Source organism: Methylobacterium symbioticum, from assembly GCF_902141845.1.
In the GTDB taxonomy this organism is placed as follows: Bacteria; Pseudomonadota; Alphaproteobacteria; order Rhizobiales; family Beijerinckiaceae; genus Methylobacterium; species Methylobacterium symbioticum.
The window spans coordinates 73,927-97,443 of record NZ_CABFPH010000003.1 but is presented as its reverse complement, the minus strand read 5'-3'; the positions used below and the strand labels follow the sequence as shown (position 1 = coordinate 97,443).

The 23,517-nt window shown below is 70.2% G+C and carries 20 protein-coding genes; 12 read left to right on the top strand and 8 right to left on the bottom strand.

The annotated features are described in order from the left end of the window. Positions 1 to 1,101: 1,101 nt before the first annotated feature. The 3 genes from MET9862_RS02170 to MET9862_RS02160 are packed head-to-tail and all read right to left on the bottom strand — an operon-like array spanning position 1,102 to position 4,295. Positions 1,102 to 2,016 (bottom strand): transporter substrate-binding domain-containing protein, encoded by a 915-nt coding sequence (locus tag MET9862_RS02170; protein ID WP_142581467.1) that lies wholly within the window; start codon positions 2,014 to 2,016, stop codon positions 1,102 to 1,104. Positions 2,017 to 2,076: 60 nt separating this feature from the next. Further along, complete coding sequence (locus MET9862_RS02165) at positions 2,077 to 3,408, bottom strand: aspartate aminotransferase family protein (RefSeq protein WP_142581466.1); 1,332 nt, start codon at positions 3,406 to 3,408, stop codon at positions 2,077 to 2,079. Then, on the bottom strand, positions 3,405 to 4,295 hold the full coding sequence (locus MET9862_RS02160; RefSeq protein ID WP_142581465.1) for a MurR/RpiR family transcriptional regulator: 891 nt from the start codon (positions 4,293 to 4,295) through the stop codon (positions 3,405 to 3,407). The genes MET9862_RS02165 and MET9862_RS02160 overlap by 4 nt, the downstream gene beginning before the upstream one ends. 234 nt (positions 4,296 to 4,529) lie before the next feature. On the opposite strand from MET9862_RS02160, the gene MET9862_RS02155 reads away from it, so the two are divergent. Next, positions 4,530 to 5,426: a ketopantoate reductase family protein gene (locus tag MET9862_RS02155; RefSeq protein ID WP_142581464.1), complete on the top strand. Its 897-nt coding sequence runs from the start codon at positions 4,530 to 4,532 to the stop codon at positions 5,424 to 5,426. Positions 5,427 to 5,777: 351 nt separating this feature from the next. After that, positions 5,778 to 8,063, top strand: a complete 2,286-nt coding sequence (locus MET9862_RS02150) for an MHYT domain-containing protein (RefSeq protein ID WP_142581463.1) — start codon at positions 5,778 to 5,780, stop codon at positions 8,061 to 8,063. Between the two features lie 118 nt (positions 8,064 to 8,181). Here the strand turns inward: MET9862_RS02150 and MET9862_RS02145 are convergent, their stop codons facing one another. Together MET9862_RS02145 and MET9862_RS02140 are read right to left on the bottom strand one after the other, a co-directional pair. Continuing rightward, positions 8,182 to 8,433 (bottom strand): hypothetical protein, encoded by a 252-nt coding sequence (locus tag MET9862_RS02145; RefSeq protein WP_142581462.1) that lies wholly within the window; start codon positions 8,431 to 8,433, stop codon positions 8,182 to 8,184. Between the two features lie 128 nt (positions 8,434 to 8,561). Continuing rightward, entirely contained in the window at positions 8,562 to 8,795 is a 234-nt protein-coding gene (locus MET9862_RS02140; protein WP_142581461.1) for a hypothetical protein, read from the bottom strand. Positions 8,796 to 8,954: 159 nt separating this feature from the next. Here MET9862_RS02140 and MET9862_RS02135 point away from each other — a divergent pair, with 159 nt between their 5' ends. Both MET9862_RS02135 and MET9862_RS02130 read left to right on the top strand, forming a co-directional pair. Continuing rightward, positions 8,955 to 9,659 (top strand): sigma-70 family RNA polymerase sigma factor, encoded by a 705-nt coding sequence (locus MET9862_RS02135; RefSeq protein WP_142581460.1) that lies wholly within the window; start codon positions 8,955 to 8,957, stop codon positions 9,657 to 9,659. Between the two features lie 236 nt (positions 9,660 to 9,895). Continuing rightward, complete coding sequence (locus MET9862_RS02130) at positions 9,896 to 10,105, top strand: hypothetical protein (RefSeq protein WP_142581459.1); 210 nt, start codon at positions 9,896 to 9,898, stop codon at positions 10,103 to 10,105. Between the two features lie 58 nt (positions 10,106 to 10,163). On the opposite strand, the gene MET9862_RS02125 is transcribed toward MET9862_RS02130, so the two are convergent. After that, positions 10,164 to 10,460: a helix-turn-helix domain-containing protein gene (locus MET9862_RS02125; RefSeq protein WP_142581458.1), complete on the bottom strand. Its 297-nt coding sequence runs from the start codon at positions 10,458 to 10,460 to the stop codon at positions 10,164 to 10,166. A gap of 256 nt (positions 10,461 to 10,716) precedes the next feature. Between MET9862_RS02125 and MET9862_RS02120 the strand changes: the two genes are divergently transcribed. The 3 genes from MET9862_RS02120 (at position 10,717) to MET9862_RS02110 (ending at position 17,067) form a co-directional block, all read left to right on the top strand. Then, entirely contained in the window at positions 10,717 to 12,480 is a 1,764-nt protein-coding gene (locus tag MET9862_RS02120) for a type I secretion system permease/ATPase (protein ID WP_142581457.1), read from the top strand. Positions 12,481 to 12,483: 3 nt separating this feature from the next. Next, positions 12,484 to 13,851, top strand: a complete 1,368-nt coding sequence (locus MET9862_RS02115; protein WP_142581456.1) for an HlyD family type I secretion periplasmic adaptor subunit — start codon at positions 12,484 to 12,486, stop codon at positions 13,849 to 13,851. A 75-nt stretch (positions 13,852 to 13,926) separates the two neighbouring features. After that, entirely contained in the window at positions 13,927 to 17,067 is a 3,141-nt protein-coding gene (locus MET9862_RS02110) for a hypothetical protein (protein WP_142581455.1), read from the top strand. 204 nt (positions 17,068 to 17,271) lie between these two features. Here MET9862_RS02110 and MET9862_RS02105 read toward each other — a convergent pair whose 3' ends face one another. Beyond that, entirely contained in the window at positions 17,272 to 17,973 is a 702-nt protein-coding gene (locus MET9862_RS02105; protein ID WP_449289145.1) for a L,D-transpeptidase, read from the bottom strand. 316 nt (positions 17,974 to 18,289) lie between these two features. Here MET9862_RS02105 and MET9862_RS02100 point away from each other — a divergent pair, with 316 nt between their 5' ends. Together MET9862_RS02100 and MET9862_RS02095 are read left to right on the top strand one after the other, a co-directional pair. Next, positions 18,290 to 18,535 (top strand): hypothetical protein, encoded by a 246-nt coding sequence (locus MET9862_RS02100; protein ID WP_142581454.1) that lies wholly within the window; start codon positions 18,290 to 18,292, stop codon positions 18,533 to 18,535. A gap of 188 nt (positions 18,536 to 18,723) precedes the next feature. Continuing rightward, positions 18,724 to 19,005 carry a hypothetical protein gene (locus MET9862_RS02095; RefSeq protein ID WP_142581453.1) on the top strand — a complete coding sequence of 94 codons (282 nt, stop codon included), beginning with the start codon at positions 18,724 to 18,726 and terminating at the stop codon, positions 19,003 to 19,005. Positions 19,006 to 19,313: 308 nt separating this feature from the next. Here the strand turns inward: MET9862_RS02095 and MET9862_RS02090 are convergent, their stop codons facing one another. Continuing rightward, positions 19,314 to 20,186 carry a type 1 glutamine amidotransferase gene (locus MET9862_RS02090; protein WP_210248082.1) on the bottom strand — a complete coding sequence of 291 codons (873 nt, stop codon included), beginning with the start codon at positions 20,184 to 20,186 and terminating at the stop codon, positions 19,314 to 19,316. A gap of 321 nt (positions 20,187 to 20,507) precedes the next feature. On the opposite strand from MET9862_RS02090, the gene MET9862_RS02085 reads away from it, so the two are divergent. The 3 genes from MET9862_RS02085 to MET9862_RS02075 all read left to right on the top strand — a co-directional run bounded on the left by MET9862_RS02085 (position 20,508) and on the right by MET9862_RS02075 (position 23,468). Beyond that, positions 20,508 to 21,272: a histidine phosphatase family protein gene (locus MET9862_RS02085; protein WP_142581452.1), complete on the top strand. Its 765-nt coding sequence runs from the start codon at positions 20,508 to 20,510 to the stop codon at positions 21,270 to 21,272. 175 nt (positions 21,273 to 21,447) lie between these two features. Then, positions 21,448 to 22,332, top strand: coding sequence for an NAD(P)H-hydrate dehydratase (locus MET9862_RS02080; RefSeq protein WP_142581451.1), 885 nt, complete (start codon positions 21,448 to 21,450; stop codon positions 22,330 to 22,332). Between the two features lie 653 nt (positions 22,333 to 22,985). Beyond that, positions 22,986 to 23,468, top strand: coding sequence for a hypothetical protein (locus MET9862_RS02075; RefSeq protein ID WP_142581450.1), 483 nt, complete (start codon positions 22,986 to 22,988; stop codon positions 23,466 to 23,468). Positions 23,469 to 23,517 lie beyond the last annotated feature (49 nt).

The window sequence follows — 23,517 nt, the reverse complement described above, 5'->3', positions numbered from 1 at the left end:
CGTGGGCGTATTGGTCTGTCGAAGTCGTGGAATGCGTGCGGCTCGAAACACCGGAGGGAGCGCCGCATCGGTCGGATTCGAAATGGACCGCGATGTGCCGGATGACCGGCACCCCGGGACGCGCGCCCGGCCCGTCGGTTCTGGAGCGGGGAAAGCGGACATGACGCCGGCCAAGGGTCGGCGCCCCTGCACAACGGGCGAGGCCGGACTGCCGTCGTTGCCGGTCAGAGCGAAAGCGCCCGGCTCCCGCAGCGTGTATATTTAGCCAATCATACAAGCATTGGTTAGCGCGATCGCGGCACACACGCGCCACAGCCCGGATTTTGACCGGCAGGCGATTTGAGTTCGGAAGCAGAGGTGCACCGGAGAAATCCATCTGAAGCACCCAAAGCGCCGCAGGAGGTTTCTCGATTGTTAACGTTAATGAACGATTAACGATGTTGCTGATTTGCCGCATATCGATCCCGCTGCCCTGGGTCCGAGCCGAGCCGCAGGCCGACGCAGCCTCCCATTGCAGCCTTCGACCGGCGTTCAGGGCCTGGACGGCGCCGGACAATCCCGGGCCGGCCGCATCGAGGTCGATGCTCCGAACCCGGGATGATCCGGATCTGCCCGCGGTCAGGCGCGGCGGCGCTGGCGGTCCGGACGGCGCCGCTGCGAGCCGTCATGCGCCGCGCATGGCGTCGGAGCGTCCTTCGCCGACATGAGCACCGGTCCGGCGAAGGAGGATGCATCCGAGCAAGGACTGGGAGCCGTTCGCGCGTGCACCGCGATCAGGAACGGCTCTGCAAATCCTGCGGCCCTCCACAGGGGCCTGCAGGCGCCGGCACGCAGGATGAGGCGGATGGATGTCGGGACGATCCGCAGTACGATCGGTCCCCGTCAAACAGACTCTCAGAAGAGCCCGGCCCACAGCAGCCCGATAGAGCGCGTTTCATACGCGGTCAGCCTCTCAACTTGACCTTCGTCAAATCATCGCCCGACCGGTTCGGGTGAATTGCTTCTCATGGCGCCTGGATGCGGCGCCACGATCGAGGCGAATCGTCACTCAGCCCGCCCGGCTTCGCCGCGGCGGGCTCCTTTCTGCACGGTGGAGGCGGATCAGGAATTCGCCTTATCGGACGGGGTCTTGATCAGGTCCTTGAGCTTGTCGGACATCGGGAAATCGAGGTTCAGGTTCCGCGGCGGAATCGGGCTCTCGAACCACTTGGCGTAGAGCCGGGAGAACGCGCCCGACTTCATCAATCCGATCAAGGTCTCGTCGACCAGCGCCTTGAAGTCCGGATCCTCGCGGCGGAACATCAAGGCGTAGGGGTCGGCCGAGTAGGACCGATCGAGAATCTTGAACCGGGACGGGTCCTTCGCGTTCGCGCGCACGCCGGCCAGCAGGATATCGTCTTCCATGAAGGCTGCGGCCCGTCCCGTGTCGACGAGCAGGAAGCTTTCCGCGTGATCCTTGCCTTGAGAGATGGAGAGCTTCAGTCCTTCGTCCTGGTTGAGCTTGTTCAGGAACTGGGACGTGTTGGTTCCGGCCGTGACGGCGACGGTCTTGCCCTTGAGATCGTCCGGCGTCGCGACGCCGCTATCGGTGCGGGTCAGCCACTTGAACTGCGCCACGAAGGTCGAGACCGAGAAGGCGACCTGCTTCTGGCGGGCGAGCTGGTTCGCGGTCGAGCCGCACTCGATGTCGATGGTGCCGTTGGCGACCAGCGGCAGGCGCGTCGCCGAGTTCACCGGATTGTAGGCGACCTTCAGGTCGGCCAAGCCGAGCTTCTTCCGCACCGCCTCCACGACCTGTCCGCACAGGTCGATGGAGAACCCGATCGGCTTCTGGCTGCCGTCGAGGTAGGAGAACGGCACCGAGGATTCCCGGTAGCCGAGGGTGATCGTGCCGGTCTCCTTCACCTTCTTCAGGGTGCCGGTGAGGTCGTCGGCCTGCGCGCGCCCCGTTATCGCGAGCATCGTCAAGGCAAGCGTCATCGTTGCGGCCGCGGCCGCTCTGTGCAGGTTTCGCATCGTCGGTATCCTACGGTTGGATCAGTGCGGCCCGTTGCGGGTCATGAGGTCACGCCGCTCTCAGGCGGCTTGGGCGATGGCCGCATCGACCGCTTCGCCGAGGCGTTCCACGACCGTGTCCACGGTCGCGGCGTCGATGATGAAAGGCGGTGCCAGCAGGATGTGGTCACCGCGAATTCCGTCGATGGTGCCGCCCGCCGGGTAGACCGCGAGGCCCCGGTCCATCGCCGCGTGCTTGATGCGCGCGTTGAGCTTCCGGGCGGGATCGAACGCGGCCTTGCTGCCGCGGTCCTCGACCAGTTCGACACCCATGAACAGGCCGCGTCCGCGGATGTCGCCGACATGCGGGTGGTTGCCGAAGCGCTCGCCGAGCCGCCGGGCGAGATGGGCGCCCATCGCCTGGACGTTGTCGAGGAGCCGGTCGCGGGCGATCACCTCCTGCACGGCGAGCGCTGCCGCGCAGGCCATCGGATGGCAGATGTAGGTGTGCCCGTGCTGGAACAGGCCCGAGCCCTTGGCGAAGGCCTCGTAGATCCGCCCCGACAGGAAGGTCGCGCCGATCGGCTGGTAGCCGCCGCCAAGCCCCTTGGCGACGGTCATCAGGTCGGGGACGACGCCGTCCTGCTCACAGGCGTGGAGCGTGCCGGTGCGGCCCATGCCGCACATCACCTCGTCGAGGAGCAGCAGAACGCCGTAGCGGTCGCAGATCTCGCGGATGCGGCGGAAATAGCCCGCCACCGCCGGTACGGCGCCGGCGGTCGCGCCGACGACCGGCTCGGCCACGAAGGCCATGACCGTCTCGGGGCCGAGTTCCAGGATCTTGTCCTCCAGCGCCTGGGCTGCGCGGAGGCCGTAATCGGCTTCCGTCTCGCCGGCCTCCCGGTATCGGTAGGCGTAGCAGGGGTCGATGTGATGGGTCTCGGCGAGCAGCGGCTTGAACTGGGCGCGCCGCCAGGCATTGCCGCCGGCCGCCAGCGCACCCAGGGTATTGCCGTGATAGCTCTGGCGCCGGGCGATGATCCTGGCGCGCTGCGGCTGCCCGACCTCGACGAAGTACTGCCGGGCCATCTTGAGCGCGGCCTCGACGGCTTCCGAGCCGCCCGAGACGAAGTAGACATAGTCGAGCCCGGCCGGCGCGTCCGCCACGAGGCGCTCGGCCAGCGCCTCGGCCACGTCGCTCGTGAAGAAGCTCGTATGCGCGTAGGCGAGTGCGTCGGCCTGGGCGTGGAGGGCAGCGATCACGTCCGGATGGCCGTGGCCGAGGCAGGACACCGCCGCCCCCCCGGAAGCATCGATGTAGCGGCGCCCGTCCCGGTCGAAGAGTTCGACGCCCTTGCCGCCGACGGCGGTGCGCAGCGTCGCGTGGATCTGGCGGTGCAGGATGCGGGTCATGGCGATCTCCTCGCGGTCGGGGGCGACCAGTGGATGCCGAAGGCGGTGAGCTGCGCCTCGCTGCGCGCGATCGCGGCGAGCGAGGTGTCGCCGCCGCGGCCGGCGACGAGGGCGGCGAGGATCTCGCCGACCACCAGGGCCGGGGCGATGGTGTGGAAGAAGGACGGGGAATCGGCCGGGATCAGCACGGTCTCCCGGGCGATCGCGGCGAGCGGCGAGACGAGGCTGTCCGTCACCGCGACGAGGGGGACGCCCCTGTCGTGCGCGTAGCGGGCCGTCTCGACGGTCGCGCGCGTGTAGGGGTCGACCGAGGCCGCGAGGAGGACGTCCTTGGAGGAAGCCGAGCGGATCGGGTCGAGCCCCGTGCCGGCACCGGCATCGAGCAGGATCGTGCGCTCGCCGAGAAAGGACATGACGTAGGCGAAATGGGCGGCCACCGGATGGCAGGAGCGCAGGCCGAGACAGTAGATCTTCTCCGCGGAGGCCAGCAGGTCCGCCGCCGCGACGAGCCGGTCGAGCGCCTGCGGATCCGCCAGCCTCTGGATCTGCGCGCCAACCGACGCGACGATATCGACGGCCAGCGCCCGCTCGCCCTTCGCCTTCTGGGTGGCGACCTGCACACCCGCCTTGCCGGAGAAGCCGAGCGCCCCCTCCCGGACGGCGCCCGCATACAGCGCCCGGAGATCGTCGTAACCGGCGAGGCCGAGGCGCTGGGCGAGGCGCGTCATGGTGTGAGGCTGCACGCCCGCGCGCTTGGCCTGCTCGCGCATCGAGAGCAGCGCGACCTCGTTCGGCTGGTCGAGAACGAAGCGGGCAGCAGCCTTCAGCTGAGGTCCGAGGGCCTCGAAGGTCGCGACGATCTGTTCCGTGAGCGGACCGTGTTCCATGGCAGCCTTTGCGTACCTCTCTTCGCCAGCGTCTGCAACGTATGTTGCAGATCTGAATTTATGCAACAAACGTATCAAATGGAGGCATCCCGCGCATCGAGGAGGCATGACGCATCCCGGACGGGCCCCAGAGTGTGGACCGGGTTCGAGCCCGCTCAAGGGCGTGGCTGGCAGGCGGCCGCCCCATTTCGTAAAGCGAGACCGCGGAAGGTCGAGCACGGGAGCCGGGTTGCGATGAAGGTCGCCGTGGTGGGAGCGGGTTCGGTCGGCTGCTATTTCGGCGGCCTGCTGGCGCGGGCCGGCCACGCCGTCACCCTGATCGGGCGCGCGCCGCATGTTGCGGCGATCCGCGCAGCCGGGCTCGTCCTTGAGACCGCGTCCGGCGCCGAGGCCGTCCGGCTGGGTGCCACCACCGAGATCGATGGGGCGGCGGGCGCCGAGGTGGTTCTGGTCTGCGTGAAGTCCGGTGATACCGAGGCGGCCGGGCGCGGCCTGGCCCCGTTCCTGGCCCCAGACGTGACGATCCTCAGCCTTCAGAACGGCGTCGACAATGCCGAACGGCTCGAAGCCGTGCTCGGCCGGCCCGTGGTCCCGGTGGCCGTCTACGTGGCGACCGAGATGGCGGGGCCGGGCCATGTGCGGCATCTCGGCCGCGGAGACCTCGTGCTCGGGCCCGGCCCGGCGAGCGAGGCGGTCGCCACCGCGTTCCGCGACGCGGCCATCCCGACCACGGTGTCGGCCAACGCGGTCGATGCCCTCTGGGACAAGCTGGTCCTGAATTGTGCCTACAACGCGCTGTCGGCGGTGACGCGGCTCCCCTACGGCCGCCTGCTCGGCGTCGCGGGCATTCCGGCGGTGATGGCCGACATCGTCGCGGAATGCGCGGCCGTCGCCGCGGCTCTCGACCTGCGGCTGCCCGACGACACCCTCACGAAGGTCCTCGCGCTGGCCGGGACCATGCCGGACCAGCTCTCCTCGACCGCACAGGACATCGCGCGCGGCAGGCCGAGCGAGATCGACCACCTCAACGGCTTCATCGTTCGCAGAGGCGCCGAGCGCGGCGTGCCGACGCCGGTCAACCGGCTGCTGCACGCCCTCGTGAAGGCGCTGGAATCGGGCGCATCCGCATGAGGCGGCTGCCGGCGGCGTCCCTCGAACCGGAAGCGGGTTCGGCCTTCGGCGCAGCGGTGGCGGCGTCGAGCGGCCGGACGGATACCTGTTCGCACAGGCTCGCTCCTGACCCTCAGGACCACGGCCACGGCAGCCTGGCCTCTCTGCCAGGCTGGTCCGGGCGATGGCCCGGGTCGATCACCCGGCCATCCGCATGCTCCTCGGGCGGGCCCGGATGGCCTCGGAACGGATGACGCCCAATGGTTGTATGTTCTCCAATAATTTCTACTTCTGAGTGCAAAATCTGCTACCCAGCCCGCCGCGAGCGTGCCGCTGCGGGGATGGAACGAGATCCTGAGGTGTTTCGCTAGGATGCCGCACGCCGGAACCCATGACGCCGTTCTCGTCGCGCTCTCCGTCCTGATCGCGGCCGCAGCCTCCTACACCGCCCTCGATCTGGCCACCCGCATGCGTGCCGCCAGCGGCTGGTCCAGCCGTGCGTGGCTGATCACCGCCGCCATCGCGATGGGTGGGGGCGTCTGGTCGATGCACTTCGTCGCCATGCTGGCCTTCAGCCTGCCGGGCCTGGAGGTCGGCTACGACCTGCGCCTCACCCTTCTCTCGCTGGCTCTGCCGATTGCGGTCACGGGGCTCGGCTTCTTCGTGGTCAATCGACCCGGCGCAGGGCCGGCCGCCCTGTGCCTGAGCGGTCTCGTCATGGGCCTCGGCATTGCCGGCATGCATTACACCGGCATGGCCGCGATGCGCATGCCGGCCGACCTGCGCTACGACCATCTCTGGGTCGCGGTCTCGATCCTCGTCGCCATCGGCGCAGCCGTCGCGGCACTCTGGCTCGCCTTCAATCAGACCGGCGTCAGGCAGCGTCTCCTCGCCGCCCTGATCATGGGGCTTGCCGTGTCGGGCATGCACTATGCCGCGATGCAGGGCGCCGTCTTCAGCTCCGAGGCTCCCGTCGATCACGCCCATGGCAGCGCCAGCGTCAGCCAGATGCATCTCGCACTGTGGGTGACGGGCACGACCTTCCTGATCCTCGTGCTGGCCCTTGCCGCCGCCATGTTCGACCGGCATCTCTCGCAGGCCTCCGAGCGCGAGGCCGCGGCTTTGCGCGCGAGCGAGGAGCGCTTCCGCCTGCTGCTCCAGAGCGTGAGCGACTACGCCATCTTCATGCTCGACCCCGATGGCCGGATCGCCAACTGGAACACCGGCGCCGAGCGCATCAAGGGCTACACGGCCCACGAGATCATCGGCAGCCATCTGTCGCGCTTCTACGCGCAGGAGGATCTGGAGGCCGGAGTGCCCGCGACCGCGCTCGAGACGGCGGCGCGGGAAGGCCGCTTCGAGGCCGAGGGCTGGCGGGTGCGCAAGGACGGCAGCCGCTTCTGGGCCAACGTGGTCATCCACGCGATCCGCAGCGAGCAGGGGCAGCTTGTCGGCTACGCCAAAATCACCCGCGACATCACCGAGCGCAAGCAGGCACAAGAGGCTCTCGATCAGGCCCGCGAGGCCCTCGCTCAAGCCCAGAAGATGGAGGCCATCGGCCAGCTCACCGGCGGCGTCGCCCACGACTTCAACAACCTGCTCATGGCCGTTCTGGGCAGCCTCGAATTGATGGGCAAGCGGCTGCCGGACGACCCCAGGCTTCGGCGCCTCCTCGACAACGCCGTTCAGGGTGCGCAACGCGGCGCCGCCCTGACGCAGCGGATGCTGGCCTTCGCCCGCCGGCAGGAACTCAAGCCCGAGGTCGTCGATCTGCCCGATCTGGTCCGCGGCATGACCGACCTGCTCCAGCGCTCGATCGGCCCACGGGTGCGCATCGAGACCCGCTTTCCGCTCGGCCTGCCACGCGTGATGGTCGATGCGCATCAGTGCGAGCTGGCGCTGCTCAACCTCACCGTGAATGCGCGCGATGCCATGCCGGAGGGCGGCACGATCACGATCGCGGGCCGTGAAGCGGGCGCGGGAGACGCGGCGAGCCTGCCGGACGGCCGCTACGTCTGCCTCTCCGTGACGGATACCGGGACCGGCATGGATGCGCAGACCCTGGCCCGCGCGCAGGAGCCGTTCTTCACCACGAAGGGCGTGGGCAAGGGCACGGGGCTCGGCCTGTCGATGGTGCAGGGCTTGGCCGCGCAATCACACGGGCGCCTTCTGCTCAGAAGTCGCCTGGGCGAGGGCACCACGGCGGAGATGTGGCTCCCGATGGCCGAGGCGTCGGCACGGCACGCGGAGGCTCCGGGGCCTGCCATCCGCCAGCGCGGATCGGCCCGAGCCCTCACGGTGCTGGTGGCAGACGACGATGGGCTGGTGCTCGAGAATACGGTGGCGATGCTGGAGGATCTGGGCCATCGCGTGGTCGAGGCCCGTTCCGGCCACGAGGCGCTGGACCTCCTGCGGCGGACACGCGGGTTGGATCTCGTCATTACCGACCAGGCCATGCCGGGCATGACCGGTGCCCAATTGGCCCAGACCATCGCCGCCGAACGCTTCGACGTGCCGGTCATCCTGGCATCGGGCTACGGCGAGGCGTCGGAGGCGCACCAGACCCTGCCGCGCCTGAGCAAGCCCTTCGATCAGGCCACCCTCGCCCGCGCGGTCGACGAGGCCGTCGGCGTCGACCTGGCGTGCCGACCCGCCTGAGCCGTGCCGCGGCGGGGAGGCCGACGCTTGCGCGACAGGCGTTGCCGCGCTTCTCCGGATTCTCCCTCGCGGCTCGGGGATGTCCGCGCCGCCGCCGGTGCGGACATCCCGGGGACGTTCAGCCCTTCTTGCCCTGCTTGTAGCTCCGGATGGCGCCCTGGCATCCCGGCGAGAGCTTCGACATGTTCTTCTCGAAGCAGGCCTGCGTCTCGGGACCGTCCTCGGGCGGCATGTCCCCGCAGAAGGTCGTGAAGTCCCCCATGCATTGCTGCTGAAGGAGCGCCTTGTCGTCGGCGGACATCGGCGCCGCGAGGGCGGCGGTCGCGGCGCCCGCGAGAAGGGTAACGGACGTCACAAGGCGGATCAGCATGGGGGCTCCAGAGCCGTTCAGAGAAACCGGGATAAAAGCCGCGACACCGGCAAATCGTTGCACGCGGCGCAGCGGTCTCCGAACGGAGCCGATCCTCCGATTGTCAGCATCGCCCCGGCGGCGGCCGGTCACCGTTGCGGATCGGGTCCGTCATTCCGGGGGAGATCAGATCCGTCGTCGCGGCGCGCGAGCACGGCCCCGCAGCGAGCCAGCACAACGCGCAAGTCTTCGACGCACGCTTCGGCTTCCGCGAGCGTGAGCAATCCGCCGCGCCGATACGCGGCACCCGACGCCGCGACGGCGACCACCGCGAACCGTCCATCCGGGCAATCGACGATGCTGTAAGTCACCGGGCGCGCCATCACCTCCCCGCGCTGGTCTTCCAAGGGCGGTGCCCAAACGCAACCGCGCGTGGGATCGATCCTCAGGGACCGTGAGTTAGATATTCACTGTACGGCGGGACGGGCCCATCCGGGCGCTCCTCAGCCGCTCATCCAGCGAAGGGGTGTGGGTTGATCGACATGCTGACAGCACGCGGAATTGGCCCGGTTCGCCTGGATCGGGGGACGGCGGCAGGATCCGCCACCCTGCCTCTGACTGTGCGGACGCATCTCGGGAGGCACTTGCAGGCGGCCTATGGCGGGCTCGTCGCCTGCGATCCGCCGCAGCACCTGCTCGATCTGATCCAGGTTCTCGAGGGCGCCCTCGCGTCCCGGGCCGACGCGTGCAACGCGGCCTTCCGCGATGGGCTGACCGCGGCGCTCCCGGCCTTGCAGGCCTTCGCGCAATCGCTGACCGGAAATTCGGCCCGGGCGGACGATCTCGTGCAGGAGGCGCTGCTGAAGGCCTGGGCTAACCAGAACCGTTTCGTGCCCGGAACGAACCTGAAGGCGTGGCTGTTCACGATCCTGCGCAACCAGTTCTACAGCGAGTGCCGCAAGCAGAGGCGCGAGGTCGAGGATGTCGATGGCACGATCGCCGGTCAGCTGATCGCCCCGGCCGCGCAGGAGCACGGCTCGGACCTTCAGGTGGTGCTCTCCCACATGGCCCGGCTTCCGGCGCTGCAGCGCGAAGCCCTGCTCCTCGTGGGCGCGCAAGGGTTGACCTACGAGGCCGCCGCAGAGGTCATGGGCTGTCAGACCGGCACGGTGAAGAGCCGGGTGAGCCGCGCCCGTGCCTATCTGTTCGAGCGCCTGCAGACACCGTCGGCCCTGGTGTCGGCGTGAACCGGTCGCCGCAGGGTCGGTCTAGCGCGAGGCCGAGGTCCTGCAGATCTCCGCTCAGACCTCGCTCGATCAGGCTCGCTGCAGGCCAGACGGTCGCGGGCAAATCGCGCGCTCAATCCGCTGCAAATCCCGGTCGGCGCCCGCGGATACAGTGAAAGACATAGCTTGAACTTCAGGAATGGACCGCGCATGACAGGGGCCGTCTCCCATCCGACAGCCATTGCCCGTCTGTGCACATGTCTCGCCGCGCGTCCTTCCGGATCATCGAACGCCCCGACGGGCTGTTCAACATCGCGGTGACCCTCGCCGGGGGCGGCACCCACGCGCGAGAGGGGCTGTCGACGCCCGCCGAGATCGAATCCGCTCTTTCTCTTCTGCGCGAGCTGATGGCGGCCTGCGGCGCGGAACTGGTCGAGGAGCCGACGCTCGGCCTCGCCGCGGAATAGGCGCCGGCGGCCGTCCTCCTGTGCAGGCGGATGCTGCGGCCCGGACGACAGGCCGCGCTCAGTCTCCGAACAGGATCTCGAAGGTCTGCGGGTCATAGAAGCGCATCAGGCTCTTCACGAAATCCCGTGCCTCGACGCCGAGCGCATCCGCCCAGATCCGGTATCGGTCCGGAGGCACGCGGCCGCGCCCGGTCTCCAGCTGCGAGATGAACGTGTAGTAGTCCGCACCGACCTGGGCGGCGAGCTGGCGCTGCGACAGACCCCGCTTCTCGCGCAGCTCCTTCAGGAATCGGCCGCCTTCCCGGCGCAGCTCCTGCACCTCCTCCGAGCCGAGACGTTGCTGGTGGACGTACAAGCGTTCGGTCTCCCGCCAGCGCGCGATGCGGCATGCCGCCGAATGGTACAGTGATCTCTATATGGGGCGGTTCGAGCCGGCGTCCAGCCGGCGGCGCGCCCGGTCCGCCGGCCTTCCCGGTTCCCGTGGCATACCTTGGAATGCAATAAGACTGCCCTAAGATATCGACGTGGGCGCGCAGGAGATCGCGGTGCGCGCGGCGCAAGGATCGGGCCGGCCGATCCGGAGCCGTCGCGCCGGCGCGCAGGGAGGCGCCATGAGCGGTGGTGTGGCCGATTCTGTCTTGCGGGACGGCCTGCGGGCGATCCGTCCCGTTCTGCTGACGGTGTTCGTCTTCGCCTTCTTCACGAACCTGCTCCTGTTCGCCGCGCCGCTCTACATGCTTCAGGTGTACGACCGGGTCCTCCTGAGCCGGAACGAGGCGACCCTGTTCGGCATCACCGCGATCGCGGCCCTCGCGCTCGCCGTCTACGCCGCGCTCGAGATGCTCCGGTCGCGCCTGCTGGTCCGGGGCGGGATGATCTTCGATCGGACGGTCGCCGGCCCCGCCTTCGCGCTCGTCCACCGGGCGACCCTGCTCCGGCCTCAGGCGGGGCACGAGGCGAGCCTGCGCGATGTCGATGTCCTGCGCGAGTTCCTGACGGGCGGCGCGCTCCTGGCGCTCTGCGATCTGCCCTGGGCCTCGCTGTTCCTGGTCGCCTGCTTCATCCTGCATCCCTGGTTCGGCTGGATGGCGCTCCTCGGCGGCGGCACGCTCCTCGGCCTGACGCTCCTCACCGACCTCACCACCCGGCGCCCCCTCGACGCCGCGGGCCAGGCCGCCCGCGAGGCCGGCGAGCGGGCACGCACGACCTTCCGGTCCGGCGAGGTCCTGCGGGCCATGGGCATGCTCGGTGCCCTACGGACCCGCTGGCTTCGACGCCACGACGCGGCGATCCTGCTGCAGGCGCGCGCGAGCGACCGCGCCGGCCTCACCGCCGCAGCGACGAAGTTCGCCCGCATGCTGCTGCAGACCATGGTCCTGGGCCTCGGGGCCTATCTCGCCATCCACCGCGAGATCTCCGCCGGCTCGATGATCGCGGCCTCGATCATCATGGGCCGGACGCTGGCGCCGATCGAGGCGGTCGTCGGGCACTGGAAGAGCCTCACGGCGGCCCGGAGCAGCTATGCGCGGCTGGCCGAGATGGCGGCACGCGTCGGGCCGGAGCCGGAGCGGCTGACGCTGCCGCGCCCGCGCGGTCTCATCGAGACGGAGAACCTCGTCGTGACGGCGCCGGGCTCGGCGGCGGCCATCCTGCACGGTGTCAGCGTCCGGCTGGAGCCCGGCAGCGTCGTGGGGATCATCGGTCCGAGCGCGGCCGGGAAATCGACCCTGGTCCGGGCCATCACCGGCGTCTGGCCCGTCGCCTCCGGCACGGTCCGCATCGACGGCGCGGACCTACGGCACTGGGATCCGCAGGCGCTCGGACAGCATATCGGCTATCTGCCCCAGGACGTGGAGCTGTTCGACGGCACGGTGGCGCAGAACATCGCGCGGTTCGGCGCACAGGACGATGCCGCCATCGTGTCGGTCGCGCAGCGGGCGGGCTGCCACGACCTGATCCAGGCCCTGCCGGAGGGCTACAACACCCGGATCGGGAGCGGCGGCCACGGCCTCTCCGGCGGCCAGCGGCAGCGCATCGCCCTGGCGCGCGCGATGTATGGCGAGCCGAGCCTGATCGTCCTCGACGAGCCGAATGCCAGCCTCGACCAAGCCGGCGAGGCCGCGCTGATGCGGGCGGTGGCGGACCTGCGGCAGCGCGGGACGACGGTCGTCATCGTCACGCACAAGGTCGGCCTGCTGGCGGGCGCCGACTGGGTGCTGATGCTGGACGGCGGAACCCTGCGCGGCGCGGGCCCGGCCGACCAGATCCTCGCGCAGGTCTCCGGTCCCCGTCCGGTCCCGGCGCTGGTCGCGGCCGGCGCACCGGCGCCGCCCGAGGTCCGGCGCGTCGCCGAAGCCCAGCGCAGCGCGGGCTGAGCCATGACGACGCCCTCCGCCCAGAGCCTGGCGGCCGTTCCGGCCCCTCTCGCGCCGCCGGCCGGGCGGGGCGGAGCGGACAGCGCGATGATCGACTGGCGACGCTACGCGGTCGCCGGGTACGCCCTCATCGCCGCGTTCTTCGGGGTGGCGGGTGCCTGGGCCGCCGTCACGCGCCTGGATCGCGCCGTGATCAGTCCCGGCGTGATCGTCGCGGAGAGCAGCCGCAAGAGCGTCCAGCATTTCGAGGGCGGCATGGTCCAGGCCGTGCTCGTGAAGGATGGGCAGACCGTCCGCGCCGGCGACATCCTCCTGCGCATCGATCCCGTCCAGTCCCAGGCGAGCGCGGACCTGTTCCGGAACCAGCTCGACGCGGCCCTGGTGCTGGAGGCGCGCCTGCGGGCGGAGCAGGACCAGAGCGATGACCTGCGCCTGCCGCCCGAGATCGCCGCGCGCCGCGACGAGCCGGCGCTGGCCCGCATGATCGCCGATCAGGCCGGCCAGATGGCGGAGCGGCGGACGACGCTGCGGGGCCAGCTCGCCCTCATCGAGGCCAAGGTCACCCAGCTGAGGACGGAGATCTCCGGCCTCGCCGTCGAGAAGTCGTCGGTCGAGCAGCAGGTCGGGTTCATCCGGCAGGAGCTCGAGGGCCTGCGCAGCCTGCACGCCAAGAACCTGATCCCGCTGTCGCGCCTCCTCGTCATGGAGCGGGAGCGCACGCGCCTGGAAGGCGTCATCGGGCGCTCGGTGGCGGAGCGGGCCAAGGCCGAGAACGCCATCAGCGAAGCCGGGCTGCAGACCACCCAGTTGAAGCAGAAGCTGCAGGAGGCGGTCACGGCCCAGCTTCTCGAGACGCGGCAGAGGATCGGCGAGCTGCGGGAGAAGCTCGTCGTCGCGCAGGACGTGTTCCGGCGCCACGAGATCCGCGCCTCCCACGAGGGCGTCATCCAGGGGCTCAAGGTCAGCGCGATCGGGCAGGTCATCCGGTCGGGCGAGCCCCTGATGGAGATCGTTCCGACCACCGACCGCCTCGTGATCAACGTGCAGTTCTCGCCCAACGACCTTGAGACCGTCCATGCGGGGATGCGGGCGGAGATCAAGTTCCCGACCTTTCAGGCACGCCGCACGCCCGCGCTGTTCGGGACGCTCGCGACGGTGTCGCGGGACCGGCTCGTCGATGACGGCACCAAGCAGCCCTACTTCGCCGGCACCGTGGAGATCGACGAGCACCAGCTTCCGGCCGATGTCCGGCAGCGCCTCGTCGCGGGCCTTCCGGCCGAGGTGGTGGTCTCGGCCGGTGAGCGCACGGCGCTCGAATACATGTTCGCCCCCTTCTTCGATGCGATGGGACGCGCCTTCCATGAACGCTAGAGCGTTCTCCACCGAGATGGAGTTCAGATCGGCACGCGAGCGCGCGTCGGGTAGCGCCGATCGGAGGAGCGGACGATGAGCGCGGTCATCCCCTTCCTGCGTCCGGCCGCGGCGCGGCCGGGCAGCTGGTCGCAGCAGGAGCTTGCCGAGTTCTACCGGGTCGAGGCGGCCCTGATCCGTGCCGGGATCGGCATCGCGAGCGAGCACGGCCTCAGCGACGAGGGCGAGCCGTGGTTCGTCTTCTGCCGGCCGGACGGCGACGCGATCATGCATTTCGCCAGGATCGACGGCAGCTACCTGATCGCCTCCGAGGTGCTGGACCGCCCCGTGCGCGGCCCGGATTTCCGCGCCTTGATCGACCAGATCGCCCGGCTTCATCCGGAGCTGCTGCCGATCCCGGCGGCGGCGGCAGGCACGACGCTTGTGGTGCATCCCGCGGCCTTGCTGGCCGCTCTGGTGGCGGCCGCAGCCTTGAGCCTCTCCGCCGAGGATGCGCATGCGGGTGCGTTCGATCCCGGAGCGGAGGGCATGCTCCCGCGCGCGGCCTCCGCTGGGGCCGAGGCGGCGTACGGCCAGCCGCAGCCCGCGAAGGCGAAGGCCGCCGCGGGGTCGAGTGATTCCGAGAGCAGCCGCAAGCAGCTCGAGGCGGTCATTCTCTCCGCGATGATCTTCGCGGCGGAGGCCGTGGCGGCCGACCATCGCGACGCGCGCGCGGAATTGGGCCTCGCGCTCTCGGACGCGGTGAGCGGCGCCCCGAGCCAGACGGCGCAGGGCGATCCGACACCGGGATCGGGCACAGCGTCGGGCTCCGGGCTCGGCGCCGCCTCGGCAGGTCAGCCGGCCGTTCTGACCGCGCAGGGCAGCGGCGCGAGCCAGGGCGCCGTCTCGGCCGAGAATCGGATCGATACGTCTCCGTCTCTCCGCCCGGACCTTCCCGGGGACAGGGCCACTCCTCCGGCCGGGGAGACCGGGCAACCGGCGGCCAGCTTCGGTATTGTGGTCGGACCGATCGGGGCTCCTGCCGAGACGGGCGCCATCAGAACCGGCGGCCAGCAGATGTCGCCCGCCGAGCGCAGCGAGAGCGCGACCGGGACACCGGACGCGTCGAGTGCGGCCGGCAGCGCTTCGCGCGGCAGCTCCGCACCGGCGCAGACGGTGGACACGAGTGCCCCGGCGCGGGCCGCCGATGCCGGTCCGTCCGACACCGGATCGGGCGCGGCGCCGCAGGCCTGGGTCAATCCCGGCGGACAAGCCGTTGCGAACCGGGCCCCGTCTGCACCGGCCGTCCCTGAGGCGAACGGCCAGGGGCAGGGGCAGGGTTCGCAGGCCGGAGCCGCAACCGGCGACACGGCGCAAGCCGGCCGTGGCCATGGCCAGGGCAGCAACGGCCAGGGCTCGCAGGTTGCAGCTCAGGACAGGGTGCAGGTCGAGCAGGCTGGCAACGGGAATGGCCAAGGCAACGACGGCCAGGGCAAGGGCCCGAAGGCCGAGGCCACGGCAGGCGACGGCGCGCAGGTCGAGCAGGCCGGCAAAGCCAATGGTAACAGTCAGGGGGACAGCGGCCAGGGCAAGGGCAACGGATCGAAGGCCGAGGCCGCAGCCGGGGACGGCGCGCAGGTCGAGCAACACGGCCAAGGCAACGGCAACGGGCATGGGCCGAAGGCAGGAGCTGCAGCCGAGGACACCGCGCAGGCCGAGCCGGCAGGTCAGGGCAACAACGGCCAGGGTAAGGGCAACGGATCGAAGAGCGAGGCCGCAGCCGGGGACGGCGCGCAGGTCGAGCAACACGGCCAAGGCAACGGCAACGGGCATGGGCCGAAGGCTGGAGCTGCAGCCGGGGACACCGCGCAGGCCGAGCCGGCAGGCCAGGGCAACGGCTCGCAGACTCGGTCGGCCGCGCAACACGAAAGCGGACCAGGCCCGCACGGCAACGGCAAGGATCACGGATCCGCCAACCCGGACAAAGCCATTCCGGCGGGCGCTGACACCCCACCGGCCGGAGGCTCCGACACTCACGGGCACGGCCCCGATCCGGCCGAGCAGAGCGATCATCGGGGGCCGGGTGCGCATGGCGCCCATGGGATCGACCCGGCCTCCGGTCCGGCGACGCCCGGGCGGAGCGCCGATGTCCGGTCCGACGCGGCGATCGGCGGCCATGGCCCCGACAAGGCCACAAACGCCGCGATGCCGAATGACGGGGATGGCGCGGCAGCCGGGGAGCCCTCGGGCCGGGGCCACGCCTCGGATCATGGTGCCGCACCGCCGAACGGGTCCTCCCCGGATACGGGACCGCCGTCCCCGGGGCACGGGCGCGGCGCCCCCCCGGATCACGGCCCCGGTCATGGCACGGATGCCACGCCCTCGTCCGACCTGCCGAATGGGGGGCCGCCGGCCGTGAAGGCGCACGGCGCGTCAGCGAGCGAGGTCGCCGCGCCTGCATCAGCGGATTCCCATGCCGCGTCCGCGGTCGCTCAGGCGCCGCATCCCCACGGGGAGCAGGCATCGCATGGGCAGCGCCCGGACGCCGCGGCCCCTGGCCCGCACGCGCAGGATGGGAGCGGAGCGGCACCAATCGACGGCGATCCCGGACCCGGCTCGCCTGCCGTCTCGGGGGCTCGGCATGCCTCCACGGGCCATGTTCCCTCCCCTGCGGACCAGGCTCCGGCCGATCACGGGGCGGGCGGAGGGGCCGGCCCGACGACATCCGCGACCGGCCAGGACACGGTCGACGGTGGCCTATCCACGCCGTCCATCGGACCGAGCCCGGTTGCGGCTTCACAGCCCGGATCTCCATCGCAGGCTGGCAACGCACCGGCCGATCACGGTCATGGACAGGGCGTTGTCGGCCATCCGACCGATGATCGCGCCGGTCACGGACCGGGCGGCGGTCCGACCGATCAGGCCCCGGCCGCGCAGCCTCAGACTTTATCGAGCAACGCTGCTGCGGTCGAAGCCGTGGCGCTTCAGCCGGGCTCAACAGGGGGGACCCCGAACGATCCGTCCGGTCATTCCGGGCCGAATCCGGATCCGTCTGCCCCTCCCCGCGCGGCGATCGACCCGAGCGGCAACCTCGTGTTCCACGCCGACCATGGTCAGGACGCTGGACGCCCCGCGGCGTCACACGGCCCGGACGAGGCAGCGGCGCATCCGACCATCGGGCTCGTGGGGATCTCGGATCAGCCTCACCCGGTCCACGATCTGTATCACCACACCTGACCGCACGGGCCGAGCCTCATGCTTCGGCTCGGTCCACCCTTGCCCTTCCGAGAGCGCTCATGAGCCGAAGGGGCTGCCGGTTCAGCGAAAGAAGGCGCGTCGAGACAGGAGCTTGGAGCGGGATCGGCCGCGACGCGACCGGCAACGGCTCTCGGTCGAACTGTCCGCAGCACAGCGCGGCCGGAACGCGGCCCACCCGGTCATCTAGGCGGGCAGCACCACCACCTTCGTCTTGACCGGGGTTCGTGCGTAGAGGTGGATCATGTCCTGGCTGAGCAGACCGACACAGCCGCTCGTGATGCCCGTGCCGATCGATTCGGCGTCGCTGCTGGCGTAGATCGTGTAGAGCGTATAGGCGCCGTTCTGGTAGAGATGCAGGGTGCGGGCGCCGAGCGGGTTGTCGAGGCCACCCGGCATGCCCCGGGCATATTTGGCAGCCTCGGGCTGACGCCGGATCATCTCCTTGGGCGGCGTCCAGGTCGCCCATTCGGACTTCCGGCCGACATAAGCGTCACCGCTCCACAAGAACCCGTCGCGCCCGACATTGGCGCCGTACCGGGTGGCGGCCCCGTCGCCCTCGATGCGGTAGACATAGAAATTGCGCGGATCGACGACGATCGTACCGGGCGCTTCCTTCGAATCGTAGCGAACGGTCCGGCGGTAATATTTCGGGTCGATCTTGCTGATATCGGCTGCCGGGATCGGGAATTTCTCGTCCGGCATCGGCCCGTAGATCTTCGCCGCCTCGGCGAGGATCAGGCCGTCGGATGTCGCGCAACCGCCGAGCGCGCCGAGGCCCAGCCCGCCAAGTCCCAGGGCGCCGAGCCCGGCGGCCGAGCCGGTCAGGAACGACCGGCGGTCGAGACGCCGCGCCTGAGGCCCGAGCGGAGCGCTTCCGTCCATCATCACGATCTCAGACTTCCCGCGTCCAGCGATGTCGAGCGGCCCGATGAGCGATGCACCGGCCCACATCCATCGCGTGTCCTGTCAAGCTAAGACTGCCGCCATACGGCCTGGCTTGCAAGGTCAGCGCTCGCCGGCTTCGGGATCACCTGAGTGAGCAACCGGGTGTCCGACGCGACCGGGCCGGTCAACGCGCCACGGATTCCGGGCGGACTGTCGGGCGTGACGTCACCGCCCGGATCAAAGTCCCGCCCGCCTCGGTTCTTTCCTGCGGGGGCGTGCTGCCGTTCGCGGCGCAACTGTTCGAAGGGAATCGCTCGTGGCTACGAAGAAGGTCGTCCTGTTCGCCGCAACACTCGCTCTGCTCTCGGCTCCGGCCTTCGCGCAGGGCGGTTCACCCTACAACTCGTCCGGCTCGCAAGCCGGCGGCCCGCTGGCCGGCCAGGAGCGTCGGATGGGTGCGCCGGGCGGAAGGCCGGCGATGGCACCCCGCTCGGCTGCGCGGCCGATGATGAAGCGGCACGGTCACCGGACGATGCACCGTCACCGGCACCACCGGATGTGACGGCCTCCCGCCGATCGCGGGTGCGGGACGCTCCATCCGGAGCTCTTCGCAGAGGTCGGAGACATCCTTGTATAATGTATGCCAGAGAGCTAAGCTGACACCGCACCTTCCCAAAGGGGCATTTCCAACCGGCGGCGCATCCCGAACCGGATGCGCCGCTCTTGTGAGCGATTGCGGAGCCGGCCCCGATGGCGATGCATGCCCCCATCCTCGACGGACCGGAGGCCGACTCCGACACGCTTCTGCGTTGCCTGACCGATGTCGAGCAGGCTGTGCTGCGTGCCCTCGATGACGAGTTCGTCAGCGCGACCGTCATCCGATGGCGCGCGAAGCTGCCGACGACGCAGCGGGTCGGCCCTACCCTTGCGGCCTGCGCCAAGCTGGAGCAGCTCGGCCTGGCCGCGTGCATCGGCGTCGGCCTCGGGCGGCGCTGGGCGCGCGCGGACGCGGCCGAGTTCGCCAGCGCCTAGAGCGCTCTCCGCCGAAGTGGATGCCGGCTTGGCGATAGAGAGCGTGTCAAAACAGAGACTTAGACGTTTGCGATTGCAACGCGATCGGGAACGGCTCTAGCTCTGGCGAATGCCCCCGGCTTCCGGGACGCCCCTCGGCACGGGTCGCCTGACGGACACGGGGCGGCAGGCCGGTGCCGACCCTCGGGTCCGATCCCACATCGCTCGACGTCCCCTGTCAGGCTCTCACGGCCCCACACTCCGGGAGCCGATCGCCGGGCCCCGACGAGGATGCGGCAATGGTCCGCGTTCCGATCCCGCCGCGCGGCTCAACGGCGGACGATGTCTCGTGTCCCGTCCAGGGCATCGATGAAGTTCCGCAATTCCGTCAGGCGCTTCGACGCATCGATGACCTGATCGTCGAGACCGAGCCGCCAAGCCAGGTCGCGCCGGCCGGGTGCCCGATGCAGCGCGTCGACCTGATCGGCGTAGGCCTCCACCTCGGCTCGGCTCCCAGCGAGTTCCGCCTCGATCAGGCCGTTCGCCTGCCGGCGCAGAGCGCCGGCAACCTCGTCGAGCGCAAGCTCGGGATGGTACTGCACGCCCCAGAACACGCCGCCGTCGAAACGGATCTCGGCCGCCTGGACCGCGGTGACGCGGTTGCTGGCCAGCAGAACCGCACCGTCCGGCAGCGTCTCGACCGCGTCGGTGTGGATCGACGGCGCATCGTAGGCGGCGGGCCGGCCAGCCAGGAGGGGGTGGCCGGCGCCCTCCCCGGTCGGGGTGATCCGCCGGGCGAAGGCAGCCTCGAATCCACGCCGATTGGCCCGAACCGTGCCGCCCGCGGCCACGGTCGCCACCTGCAGTCCCGCGCAGGACCCGAAGGACGGCGTGCCGGACGCGAACACCGCGCGCATGAACGCGACCGTGCGCCGCGTCTCCGGGGTGTCCGTGTAGAGGTGGAGCGGCGAGCCGGTCAGGAACACGCCGTCGTAGCCCGCGAGGCTCTCGCCTGGAGGCAGAGCGGCCCCGGCATCGGCGGGCTTGACCCGATGGCATTCGGCACCGGGTGCGAGGCTTCGCAGGGTCTCGCGATAGGTCTCGCCCGAGGAGCGACCGACGCTCGCGCGCCGGTCCTCGCGCGCCTCGGGCGGCTCGCTCTCCGCCACGAGGAAGCGCAACACGGAACTGGAGAGATGCACGGTTCGCCGGTCTCTTGCCATGCCAGGAGCGGACGGGAGGCGTGAACCGCTCGCTTCGACCGGAAGTTCCGAACATGGGCACTGCGTCGCAGATCGGCGGAGCCGGATCCGAGGGGCGCGGAACAGGTCTCTTCCTCTCCGAATGGAATGACCTGATCGCGGGCAGAAGCCCGGCGTCCGAGATCCGCAACGCCGCGTGGCAAGTGCGTCCGGATCGGACCGGGGACGCCGCCGCGCCGCGTCGACGCGATCTCCGCCGGAACGCGGCTACCGGCGAGGCGTTGCGCCCGGGCGGAACCGCGCGCCGCCCCGGAGATCCTCGTGCCGAACAGATACCCGCTTCGTCTCTGGATCGTGCGGCACGGGGAGAGTTCCGGCAACGTGGCCCGCGATGCCGCTCACGCCGCAGGTGCGGCCCGTATCGACATCCCGGAGCGCGATGTGGACGTGCCGCTGAGCCCGCTCGGCCACCGGCAGGCGGACGCGATCGGCCGATGGTTCGCGGACATGCCGGAAAGCGCGCGGCCCGAGCTCGTGCTCGCGTCGCCCTATCGGCGCGCGGTCCAGACGGCCGAGGCGATCCGCGCCGAAGGTGGGCTGGTGCCCGGCGCGCCGCGCCTCATCGAGGACGAGCGCCTGCGCGAGAAGGAGTTCGGCATCCTCGACCGGCTGACCCGGGCCGGGATCGAGCAGCACCATCCCGAACAGGCCGAGCTTCGACGGGATCTCGGCAAGTTCTATCACCGCCCACCCGGCGGCGAGAGCTGGTGCGACGTGATCCTGCGCCTGCGCAGCGCGCTCGACACGCTCGCGCTCCATCACGGCGGACGGCGCGTCCTGATCGTCGGCCATCAGGTCGTCGTCCTCTGCCTGCGCTATCTCCTGGAGAACCTGACGGAGGCCGAGATTCTGGCCATCGATGCCGAGGGCGACGTCGCGAATTCCAGCGTGACCGAGTACGCGTTCTCGCCCGATCTCGGCCCCGACGGCGGCCTCTCGCTGATCCGCTACAACTTCGTCGCGCCCCTCGAGGCGGAGGGCGCCCCCATCACCGCTGAGCCCGACACCAATGCCGCAGCCAAATAACGGCCGAACAACGCCAGGTCACGACAGCTAGACTGCTCTCAAGCCGAAGTGGATGCCGTTCCGGCGCAAGAGAGCGCGTCACAACAACGGCTTGGAGCCGTGCCCCGTCGCAACGCGATCGGGCGCGGCTCTAGCACCACGGAGCCGCTCCGCGGCGTTCATCGGGAGAAGCCCCATGGATACGCTCACGCCGGTCACCGAGCATCTGCTGCGCGACATGGCGCTGCCCGAACCGGACAGCGACAGCAAGGATGGACGGGGACGCGTCCTGATCGTGGCCGGGTGCATCGGATTGCCGGGAGCCGTCCTGCTGGCGGCCAACACGGCGATGCGGGCGGGTGCGGGCAAGCTCCAGCTCGCGGTCTGTCGCGATCTCGCGATCCCGATCGGCATCGCGGTGCCCGAGGCCTTGGTGATCGGGCTGCCCCAGAGCGAAGGGGGCAGCATCAGCCGCACCGCCGCGGAGACGCTGGCCAGCCCGGCCGAGCGCTGCGACGCGCTGCTCGCCGGTCCCGGCATGGCCGAGGACGCCGAGAGCGAGCACCTTGTGGCGGCCCTGATCCGGGCGGTCGGAGACGGCGCGGTCGTGCTCGACGCGGGGGCTCTCGCCGCTTTGCGCAGCGATCCCGCTCTGACGCGTCACCTGCCCAGGCCTGCGGTGATCACGCCCCATGCGGGCGAGATGGCGAAGCTGCTGGATCGGGAGCGTGCGGCGATCGAGGCCGAGCCGCTGGCTGCGGCACGCGCCGCGACGGAGCGGTTCGGCACGGTCACGGTGATGAAGGGCGCGCGCACACACATCGTCGCCCCGGACGGGCAAGCGTGGTGCTACGCGGCCGGTCACGTCGGTCTCGCGACCTCGGGCTCCGGCGACACGCTGGCCGGCCTCATCGCCGGCCTGCTGGCGCGCGGCACGGCCCCGGCGGCGGCCGCCCTGTGGGGAGTTTACGCGCATGGCGAGGCGGGCCGGCGGCTGGCCCGACGCCACGGGGGGATCGGCTTCCTCGCGCGCGAGATCCCCGGCGAGATTCCCGCCATCCTGGCCGACGTGCTGGCCTAGCTGGATTCAGATCGCGGTCCGCTCGAGAGGTTCGGCGTTGTCGCGCGATCCGGCGGCACCCCAGCGACCGTGTAGGCTCAAGCTTGGGGGCTCGCCGACCTCGCCCGATCAGCGCGAACAGCCATCGCGTTGGAAGCTCGAAAACGGCGGCGCCGCAAGTCCGGACCAATCGGTCCCCCACGATGCCCGCGATGCTCTTCTCCTTCAGGGCGCAGGCTGCCTGAAGCTCGCGCAGCACCCCAGCCTATTGTTCTTGCCCCCCGGTGGGGCGGTCTCGCCTGTTGCACCCCGGCATTTGGCCTCACGATGGTGACCTGACATCGCTCCGGTCACCGTGGTGGATCATCACCACGCTCGCGAACTCGGCCGCGCCGATCTGCTACGTGATGACCCTGGAGGAGGTGAGAAACGCGGCCCACCGAGGCGTGAACGGTGCCGGTAGGGTCTCGTACTGGCTCCAGCCAAAAGCCTATGCTCTCTCGAAGTATCATGAAGACTGGAGCCGGTTGGGCGATCCTCAACGCGCCAGCGCCTGAGATCATCCCGGCAGCGAGCCGCCTCGGTGCGCGCCTGCACCCTCTCCACCGAGAGGCTGCAACCTCCCGATCCTGACGATGTTGGCGACACATCATCATGAGCAGCAGGAGGATCGCATGTCCGTATCGCGGCGCCGTGAGCAACGGCTGTTGGATGCCAACGAAGCCGATCTGGTTGGCCGCTCCCACCGGCCGGATCTGGGAACGGTCGGTGATACTCAGCTCTCCGAGCTGATCAGACTCCTCCGGGAACGACGCGACCGTGCCCGCGATGTCTCGCGCCGTCAGCGACGCGAGGTGCGGGGCAAGGCAGCCCCCTCCGGTGCCCGTCCCGCCTCGGACAACACCGGCACCCGGGAGAAGGCGGCGCTGCTGGCAGCAGCCGTGAAACGCGTCAGCAAGGAGCAGGAGCGGCGCCGCAGCACCACGGCCACGCATTCGCGGCGTGCTCTCGCGATGAAGAAGGCCGTGAGCCGGCCGACGACACGTGCCTCGAACGAGGGCATGCGCTCGATCCCGGACGAGACGCGCGCACCGTCCGGGGCGCTGAACGAAGAGGGCCAGGAGATCGCGATGCGTCGCAGTGGCGGGCCGCGGTAGGGGTATAGTGCGGACCGCAGCCCGTGGCCGCCTGATTGCGAGTAGGGTA